Here is a 9,196-nt window from a genome sequence, read left to right as displayed (position 1 = left end):
CAGGTACGCCAACGGGAGCGGCACGGGTACGCACCTCACCGTTCACACACCGCAGCCGATATTGCGGGGTTTGACCCAAAAGCGGGTCCCCCACACGAAGATCAAACAGACACAGCCGACATCGAACTCCACAGCCCGCGCACACCACCACGAAAGCGCCGCGCGGTGTCACCCGGCGGGTCGCGTCATGGCGGTTGTGGGCGGCTTCGCGGGCTACGAAGAGGCGCCGGACGCCCGCCCCGGTCAAGACCTCGGCACACGTGGCGGTGGCGTCGGTCTTGCGGACGCCGCTTCGAAAGCCCTGGTGCTGGCGCGATTGGCCAGCACACCACAACCGGTACGCACAAGGAGAGGTGCGTGCGCGGTCGGTCGGTCAGGGTGCTCGCCGCCGTAGGGACGATCAGGGGGCGGTCACCGGGTCTCCTCGATGAGGTCGTCGCCGGGGAGTTCGGTGCCGAAGTCCTCGCCCGGGTTGATGATGAGGGTCAGGCCCGGGAGGGCCGGGAGGAGGTCGCGGCCCGTGGTTCGGGTGACCGGGCCCGCGTCCGGGGGGACCAGGCGGGACGAGGAGTAGACGACCAGGAAGCGGTGGCCGTCGGGGTGCACGCCTACTCGGAGGCCGCCTTCGTCGTCGGTCTCCAGGACGAAAGGGGCGTCCAGGGCTACGGGCACGAGGCGGTCGCGCGGCAGCCACCCGGCCGCCACGTGGCCCAGGACCCGCTCGAACTCCGTCTCCGGTGGCGGGAAGCCGCGGCGGCGCGGGCCGGGGCGGTACTCCTCGTTGACGTAGGTCTCCCCCGTGAACCGGCCGTCGTCGCCGATTTTGTAGCCGCCGAGCAGGACCGGGAGGGGGGTGCCGTCGATGAGGTCGGGGTCCGCGTCGGGGTCCGCGCAGTACACCCAGACGCCGGGGGTGCGGGCGGCCTCGGCGCGCATGGCGTCGGTGATCGGGGGCAGGCCGGGGTGGCCGCCCGGGGTGACCTCCGCTATCGCGCCGGAACGCAGGTACTCCTCCACGGCCAGCGGCAGCAGGTACCCGCGGCCGCCCGCCTCGGACACCACCGCCACCACCCGCCACGACCCCGTGAGGCGGTAGCGGTGGTACGGGCGTTCGGCGAACTCGGGGGGCAGGCCGCGCCGGTCGAAGGGCGTGTCCACGGCGAACACCAGGTTGCCCTCCGTGCCGCCGTGCCGGTCCACCTCGACGTCCGCCAGCAGTTCCGTGGTGATGCTCGCGAACGACTCGACCGGCGGGTCGTCGGACAGCACGATCAGCGGCGACTGCCAGGCCGGGATCTCCTCGCCCAGCGCGTACTCCAGCTCCGCGGCGTTGGCCGCCAGCTGCCCGGCCAGGTACGCGGCGGCCTGCCGGACATCGCCGAAGCGGACCGCGCTCCACGGGTCCAGCGACCACTGCACCCGGTACCGGTCGCCGTCGCGCAGCAGCGACCAGGCGTCCTCCCGCTCGGCGTGCACGCTGTAGTGCCGCTGGCTGATCCGCTTCTCGATGACCACCCCCTCCAGCACCCGCAGCGCCTCGGCCACCTTGGCGTCCACTTCGGACTCCTGCCACGGCCTGCCCATGGCCAGCGCGGCCGCTTGGTCCATGGCGATCACCGGGACCGCGTCCGGCGGCCGGTGGCGGCGGGCGCGGATGTGCTCGACCAGCGGCGACGCGGGCGGCACGCCGTGCGCGCGCAGGTAGTGCGCGGCCGACCCGGGCCAGACGAACCGGCCGTCGGTGTGGAAGGCCATGACCACCACCGGATCGTCGGAATCGGACAGTTCGTCGCGGGTCAGGCCGCGGGCGGAGAGCACGACCGGCGCGGACTCCAGGTACTCCAGCACCGCCTGGCGCTCCCGTTCGCCGAGCTCGGGGCGGTACCAGGTCGGTTTCCCGCCACGGCCCCGGCCGTCGAAGAGCCGGGCCATCTCGGGGGGCCCACCCGCCTCGGGGTCCGGGTAGGCGGCGCGGGCGGCCTGGTCACTGCGGATGGCGGCGGCGAGCAGCCAGGGCGGGATGGCGGCGGCGGGGCGCGGGAGCAGGCGGAGCTCGTCGGCGCAGGACTCGTGGTCGTCGCGGAAGGCTGGTGGACCCGAGGTGTCGAGGTCGCGGGTCATCGGCGCGCCGGGCGCGAGGTCGAGGCGAGCGCGGAACCAGACGCCGCGGCCGGGGTGGTAGTCGCGCACGCGGAGCCGGTGCAGCCACTGGCCGATGATCGCGGGCGGGGCCCAGTGGCGGGTTGTGCCGTCGGCCATGGTCACCGTGATGGCGACCGCCATGCGGGTCGCCAGCGCCTCGCACTCGACCGCCATGCCGGTCCAGCCGGACGGCGCGGCGCCGGTCAACGCGGCCTCCAGCGCGGCCTGGACCTCGTCGGACGCGCTGTCCCCCGCCGGGTCCGCGGGCAGGTGCGGGAACCAGGTCGCCGACCGCTCGTCCCGGGTTGTTTCGCGCAGCTGTCGCAACGGGACGGTGGCGAGGTGGCCCGCGAGCGGGTCGGCGTCCGGCACGTCGGTGCCGTCGGCGTGCACGGTGCGCAGGGTGAACACGGATTCGAGCTCGGACAGCGCGACCCGCTTGACCGGGTTGCCCTGCCCGGTCGGGATCCCGTCGACGGGCGCGAACTGGTCGACGAGACCGGTGCGCCCGGGGCCGGGGACGACCAGGAACGCGGCGTTCCCGCTGATGCCGACGAGGTCACTCATGGGTGTCCCTTTCGTGGTGCGGGATCGGCCTACGGTCGGGCGGTCGGCGCCTGGGCCAGGTGTCGCACCAGCAGGCGCGCCTGCCAGCGGTGGTAGTCGGTCACGGCGGCCACGCCGCGGTCGGCGGCGGCCCTGGCCCGCGCCGCGGCGTCGGCGTCGGCCTGCTCGGGCACCCGGCCCGCCCGCTCGGCCGCGCGGGCCCGGTTGGCGGCGTCCTCGATGGGCGCGAAGGCGCGGCGGAAAGCCGCGTCCGCCACGGCTTCGACGGTGTTGACCGCGTAGTGCGCGGCCTGCGCGAGCGCCTCGGACTCGAGGTGGACGGCCTGGTAGGCCGCGGCGGCGGTCTGGTCGGGGAGGTCGACCGACGCCCGCCACGCGGCGGCGCGGACCTCGACGGGGAGCGCGTCCGGGGCGTAGGCGGCCGCGGCGGCGTACGCGGTGGCGGTGGCGGTGGTGGGCGGCCCCGCCGGGGTGGCGGCGTTGGCCTGGTCGCTCGCCTCCTGCGCGGCGAGCGCGGCGGCCCGCCACTCTTCCACGGCGATCGTCTCGCCCGCGAGCTTGCGCGTGTAGAGCCGGAGAACCCGCGCCACGGCGGAGTGTTGCGGGCTGCCGGGGTCGGTTCGGCCCAGGACGCCGTGCGCGCCACCGCCCTCGTGGTCGGCGAGCAGGTCGACCACCCACCTGGCCGGGACGCGGCCCAGGTCGCCGCCGACGGGGATGGCCTCGGCGGCGGCGACGGCGAAGTCGGCGGCCTCGGCAGCGGGCACCTGTTCGAAGCAGCGGTCGATCAGTCCACCGACGACCGGCGATATCCCCCAGATCCGCGCCGTCTCGTCGAGCCACCGCACGCCGTCGTCGGCCAGAACCCGCGCCACCGGCACGTTCCGCGCCTCCGCGAGACCGCGGGCGGTGAGGCAGACGTGGAACCCACCGCGCGCGCGCCCATCGGGTCCCACCCGGACCGGCGCGTCCCGCCGCCGCGCCAGTGTCCCCGCCGCACGGTGCTCCCGGAGTTCCTGGACACCGGCGGTTCTCAGCTCCGCCCGGTTGTGCCACGCCACGGCCACGGGCAACCTCCCTGGGGTTTCGGGTCAGCCCCACACCCTAGGTGCTGGGACGGTCGACGGGGGACGGTCTGCGAAGTTCGGCCGCGGGCGCGTGAGCGCCGCGCGGGTCCGGGGGTCGGGAAGGAAAGTCCCGGTACCCGGGCGCGATCGGTGACCGGACAACGGTTGACGCGTCACCGGTGTTCGTCGCGCTCCAGCCACTTGGGGTCGCTGTACTCCACGACGACCTCCGCGGCTTTCACCTCCCCGTCCGGGTCGAGCATGTAGGCGCGGAGCGCGTCGATGGTCGAGGTCTTCACGTAGTCGTCCGTGGCGTGGCCCAGCAGTCCCGCGCGGCCCGGCTTCTTCTTGTTGACGAACTCCGCGAGGTTGGTGGGCGGGGGCCAGAACGTGTACACCTCCGGTGATCCGCCGCGCATCCGCCCGGTGGCCATGCCGACGTGGCTGATGCCGTTCCAGAAGACGATCTGCCCGCGCCGCGGCGGTGGTCCGCCCCGCCGGTACCGGCGCCGCTCGGCGCCGCCGAGCAGGCCGGTGAGCCGCCGGGTCCAGGCTTCCCGGCCCGCCGCGGAGTTCTCGAACCGGTAGATCTCCTGCGCCTGCGCCCGGGTCAGCTCGCCGGACACGATCGCCGCGTACATCACCATCTCCCAGCAGTTCATCCGGATCTCCGGGCACAGCGGCGGGAGCGGGCCGGGGTCCGCCGACTGGCACCACTGCTGGAACGCCCGGTTCTCGTAGTTGAAGTTCGCCCAGACCGCGCGCACGCCGACGTCGACCATCTGCTGCAGGATGTCGGCCGTGGTGCCCGGCGCCCAGAAGTCCGGGGTGTAGGTGGCCCGCCGACCGGTGTCGACCGGCGCGCACAGTCCCCAGGCGGGACGGTGACCGGGCGGATATGGTCCTTTGTGGACGATCGTGGCGCCGGTCGGGGAGAAGGTGTTCCACGAGCCGTCGGGGGGCCAGGTGAGCGGGGCGTCGGGGTCGCGGGCGCGGGTGGCGGCGAACAGGTTGCCGTCGTGGGCGGCCCAGGCGTCGCCGTCCGGGGCGGTCACCCGGACGCCCAACTCGACCGCCAACCGGGCCGCGAAGCCGTCCCGGGTCGTGCCGGTGCCGCAGCCGAGGAGGGTGACGGGACTGCCGCCGTAGTCCGGGTTGGCGCGGATGAGGTCGGCCAGCTCGCGCGGGGTCAGCGCGGTGTCGCCGATCCGCGCGGCGTCGGGCGAGCCGTGGATGTCGACCAGGAACCGGCCCGGGATCCCAGGCACCCGGCCCGCGGTGTACCGGTCGTCGTGGTGCGCGCCCCGCGCACCGCCGTCGGCCGCGCAGGCGGACGGGGCGAACGCCGACATCCCGGCCCGGGTGGCGCGCAGGTGCGGGCGCAGCGAGTCCAGGCGCGGGTCGTCGAGGCGGCCGATCCGGTCACCGAGTCCCGCGCGGTGCGTCCGGTCGCGACCGGTGGGCGCGGCGTCGTGGTTGCGGTGGCGCGCGGCGTCGTGGTCGGACGGCCGGTGGTTGCCGAGTCGGGCGGGCACCGGGTGCTCGGCGGGTGTCGACCGCGGTGGGGCGGGGCTCGCGAGTGGAAGCCGCGGGGGCGAGTTGGCGCGGGTGGTCGTCGGGGTGTCCGGGGACGGGGCCTGGTCCGACCGGGCCGGGGCCGCGCGGTCGTCGACGTAGTCGGGGTTGCGGACGAACTCGCCGACGGTGAAGCCGATTCCCGGCTCGTACGAGGCCTTGTGCCACCCCAGGGCGCGGCGCCAGTCGACGCGGGCGCCGTCGGACACCACCACCGGGGGGAGGTCCCGGTCTCCAACTGGACCGGTCAGGACGCCGAGCGGCCGCTGCGGGGACCGCGCGGGCGGCGGGAGGTGGCCCGATGAGCCCGAGTGGTGTCTGGTGTGGTGTGTCCGCGGCGGTGCGGCGTGGCCCGTGGAACCCGGTGGTACCGGGTGTTCCGGGTGCCGGTGGGCGATGGCGGCGGGAACGCGCTCGGGCGACCGCGGCGGGTGCTGGCCCGCGGTGGGGCGCGCGGGCGCGTGGGCACCCGACGGCAGGTGGCCGAGCGCCGACGGCTGCGCGGCCGCGGACCTGGGCGCGGCGGCAGAGCCACCCGGCGCGGAACCGCGGCGGAGCGCGGGGGGCATCAGGCGGCGTCCGCGGGTAATCGGGCGGGTGGTGGTTGCCCTGTGCTCACGGTGGTCCCCCTAGGCCGCACGTGGACGTTCACGGTACTAGGCGCGACACGGATCCGGGGCGGTTCGGCCGTTCACACCGCGGTTCCCAGGCGCGCCCGTACGGCCGGTACCGGAGCCTTCGCTCCTGGTCTACCACTTCCTTTGGCTGCCAACACTTTTTCATCACCCGAACGCCGTATCCGAGTCCTGCTACGGTCGACGGAACCAGTGGATGGGGGTGCGGCAGTGGAACTGGACGGTGCCGTGGCCGTGCTCACCGGGGCCGCGCTCGGGATCGGGCCGGTGGTCGCCGAACACCTCGCCCGCGCGGGGGTCCGGCTCGCCATCGTCGCCCGCGCCGAGGACGACCCGCGCGCCACGCAACGCCGGTTGACCGGGTACGACACCTTCGTCGTGCCCGCCGACCTCACCGACGACGACGAGCGGGAACGGGTCGTGCGCGTCGTGCGCGAGGTGCTCGGCCCACCGACGCTGCTGGTCACCAACCCGGCCGCCGCGCACGTCGCGCACTTCCGCGACGTCACCGCGGGCGACGTGCGCCGGGTGATCGGGCTCGACCTCATCGCCACCCAGGCGCTCACCGCCCGCCTGCTGCCGGACATGCTCGCCGCCGGGCGGGGCCACATCGTCACCATCGGCTCCGTCGCGGGCCGGACCGGCTACCCGTACGGCGTCCTGGATTCCGCGGCCAAGCACGGCGTTGTCGGCTTCACCCGGGCGTTGCGGGAGGAACTGCGCGGTACCGGGGTCGGTGTGTCCGTGGTCCACCCGACACTGGTCGCCGAGACCGACGCGCCGGGCGGGCGTCCCCGGGCGCTCGGTCGCGTCGGGCCGGAGGACGTCGCCGCGGCGGTGTTGCGGTGCGTGCGCCGCGACCGCGCGGAGATCACCGTCGCCCCGCCGGTGGCGCGGATCGCGAACGCGGTCAGCGCGCTCTCCCCCCGCCTGGCGTCCTGGGTGGGGCGCCGCGGCGGTGTCCACGACTACCTGCGGGCCATCGCCGACCGCCACCGGTGATCACGGTCCACTATGGACTCGTCGGCCGGTTCCCCCGGCCAGGTCCGCGTGCCGTGGGCGAGGCCCAGGAGCGCGACGAGCGCGAGGCAGCCGAGGGCGGCGGCCGGGGAGAGCGCGCCGCCGAGCAGGCCCGCCAGCAGGTAGGTGACCAGCCAGCAGGCGTGCGAGAGCGCGTACTGGGCGGCGAAGACGGCGGGCAGGTCGGCGGGCGCGGCCGCGGCGCGCAGGAGGCGGCCGACCGGGGTGAGGACGGCGGAGCAGGCCGTGCCGATGGCGAACCACAGGACCAGCAGCACCCACCACCCGCCACCGGCCCACAGGAGTACCGCGCCCGCGGTCATCAGCACCACGAGCGCGCCGCAGGCCCGCACCATCACCACGCGTTCCGGTCGCCGGTCGAGTACCCGGGGCAGCAGCAGCGCGGCGGTCGCGGACCCGGCGCCGAACACGCCCAGCGCGACCGACACCGACACCTGCCCGAGCCCGAACCCCGCCCGCACGAGCACGACCGTGTTCACCAGCACCATCGCCCCCGCCGCGGCCGCCCCCAGGTTCAGGCCGAGCTGCGCGCGCAGTCGCGGGGCGCGCAGGTAGTGGCGGATGCCGACCAGGGTGCGGGCCAGGACCGGCGCGGACCCGGGCGCGGTGTCGGGCAGGCGCACGCTCAGCGCCAGCGCCGCCGAGAGCAGGAAACCCAGCGCGGTCCCGACGAACAGCCACGAGAACCCGACGACCGCGAGCAACCCGGCCGCCAGGACCGGGCTCAGCACGCCTTCGAGGTCGTAGGCCAGTCGGGACAGCGACAGCGCCCGCGTGTAGTCCCGCTCGTCCGGCAGCACCAGCGGGATCACCGCCTGGTACGCGGGGGTGAACGCCGCCGACGCGACCTGGAGCACCCCCACGAGCGCGACGACCTGCCACACCGCACCCACCCAGGGCAACACCAGCACGACCGCGCACCGCACCGAGTCCAAGGACACCAGCAGGACCCGCCGCGGCACCCGGTCCGCCACCGCCGCCGCGATCGGCGCGACCAGGACGTTGGCCGCCATCCGCACCGCGAACACCCCGGCCAGCACCACCCCGGCGTCCGCACCGGCCAGGTCGTAGGCCAGCAGCCCCAACGCGACGGTGGTCAACCCGGTCCCCGCCAACGCGACGACCTGGGCGAGGAACAAACGCCGGTAGGTCACCGTGGAAAGAGCCGCCATATCGGCGAGCATAAATACCGAATGGATTTGCGTCGATGCCGCAAATGCACAACATCGGCAAGTAAAAGGAATGTGCGTGGTCTATCCCGAGCGATGTTCGCGAGTCCGATATCGATGTCCAGGCCGACTTGACGGTCTCGCCGGTGGTCCGGGCAGCAGGCCGGAACGCCGTGGGCGGCGAAGATGGGCGCGTGCCGCTGTCAGGTCTCACCGACGGGTGACACGAGCCAGCTCCTTACGGCGTTCGCCGAATGCCAGTCGGCCGTGGACTCGTGGGTGATCCCGGTGCTGAGACGCGATGGGGACGGAGCATCGCCGACCCACGCTCAACCGGACGGACCACGGACCGCGTCACTGGCCGACACGACCGTCCACGCATTCCCGGAGCAGGTCCGCGTGGCCGCAGTGCCGGGCGTACTCCTCGATCCGGTGGACCAGCAGGTCGCGGATCGCGATGGACCTGCGCCCCGGCGCCGCGCCGAGGTCCGGGTGCCGGTCCAGTTCCGCGTCGGTGGCCGCCTGCTCCCGGGCCAGGTCCGCGAAGGCGGCGGCCACCGCGGCCGGTTCCCCCACCGCGCCGTCGAAGTCGCCGTCGCGCGGGCCGTAGAGCTTGGGCAGGTCCTCGTCGGTGATCCACGTGCGCCAGTCCCGCTCCACCTCGGCGAGGTGGCGCACCAGGCCCAGCAGCGACATCGTCGACGGCGGGACCGAGCGGTGGGCCAGCTGCGCGGGGGTCAGGCCGTCGCACTTCATCCGCAGCGTCAGGCGGTAGTCGCGCAGGTAGCCGCGCAGCGTCGCGAGTTCACCGTCCGGGCTGGGACCGTCGCTCTCGCGGGGGTCGTCCGCCGGGTCCGCCCACATGTCGGGGTGGACGGTGGCCTGGGTCCAGCGCTCGGGTGGGTTCATGGGCCCATGCTCGCACCGGGCCGCGACCGCGCCGAACGAATTGCGGACGGCTGCCATGGCGTGCGGTGCTTCGACAACCCTCGTAAGGTCC

The 9,196-nt window shown here is 74.6% G+C and carries 6 protein-coding genes; 1 reads left to right on the top strand and 5 read right to left on the bottom strand.

Annotation, left to right across the window (positions count from 1 at the left end; genetic code table 11):
• Positions 1–411: 411 nt before the first annotated feature.
• The 3 genes from CLV40_RS24030 to CLV40_RS24020 all read right to left on the bottom strand — a co-directional run bounded on the left by CLV40_RS24030 (position 412) and on the right by CLV40_RS24020 (position 5,560).
• Positions 412–2,709 (bottom strand): glycohydrolase toxin TNT-related protein, encoded by a 2,298-nt coding sequence (locus CLV40_RS24030; protein ID WP_104481242.1) that lies wholly within the window; start codon positions 2,707–2,709, stop codon positions 412–414.
• A gap of 29 nt (positions 2,710–2,738) precedes the next feature.
• Complete coding sequence (locus CLV40_RS24025) at positions 2,739–3,776, bottom strand: hypothetical protein (RefSeq protein WP_104481241.1); 1,038 nt, start codon at positions 3,774–3,776, stop codon at positions 2,739–2,741.
• Positions 3,777–3,949: 173 nt separating this feature from the next.
• The gene (locus CLV40_RS24020) at positions 3,950–5,560 is read right to left on the bottom strand and encodes a hypothetical protein (protein ID WP_146108208.1); all 1,611 of its coding nucleotides are present in this window, start codon (positions 5,558–5,560) and stop codon (positions 3,950–3,952) included.
• 636 nt (positions 5,561–6,196) lie between these two features.
• Between CLV40_RS24020 and CLV40_RS38270 the strand changes: the two genes are divergently transcribed.
• Complete coding sequence (locus tag CLV40_RS38270; protein WP_181043700.1) at positions 6,197–6,988, top strand: SDR family NAD(P)-dependent oxidoreductase; 792 nt, start codon at positions 6,197–6,199, stop codon at positions 6,986–6,988.
• Here CLV40_RS38270 and CLV40_RS24010 read toward each other — a convergent pair.
• Both CLV40_RS24010 and CLV40_RS24005 read right to left on the bottom strand, forming a co-directional pair.
• Positions 6,955–8,199, bottom strand: coding sequence for an MFS transporter (locus CLV40_RS24010; protein ID WP_104481238.1), 1,245 nt, complete (start codon positions 8,197–8,199; stop codon positions 6,955–6,957). The two genes, CLV40_RS38270 and CLV40_RS24010, sit on opposite strands and share 34 nt — an antisense overlap.
• A gap of 351 nt (positions 8,200–8,550) precedes the next feature.
• A complete protein-coding gene (locus tag CLV40_RS24005; protein ID WP_104481237.1) occupies positions 8,551–9,105 on the bottom strand; it encodes a mycothiol transferase in 555 nt (184 codons plus the stop codon).
• Positions 9,106–9,196: the final 91 nt, after the last annotated feature.

Source organism: Actinokineospora auranticolor (genome assembly GCF_002934265.1).
GTDB classification, from domain to species: Bacteria; Actinomycetota; Actinomycetes; order Mycobacteriales; family Pseudonocardiaceae; genus Actinokineospora; species Actinokineospora auranticolor.
This window is presented reverse-complemented; position numbering and strand designations above follow the sequence as displayed.

What these genes read in the sequence shown, in the direction of transcription:
- CLV40_RS24030 (WP_104481242.1), bottom strand. Translation starts at nt 2,709, where the DNA reads ATGAGTGACCTCGTCGGCATCAGCGGGAACGCCGCGTTCCTGGTCGTC.
- CLV40_RS24010 (WP_104481238.1), bottom strand. Translation starts at nt 8,199, where the DNA reads ATGGCGGCTCTTTCCACGGTGACCTACCGGCGTTTGTTCCTCGCCCAG.
- CLV40_RS24005 (WP_104481237.1), bottom strand. Translation starts at nt 9,105, where the DNA reads ATGAACCCACCCGAGCGCTGGACCCAGGCCACCGTCCACCCCGACATG.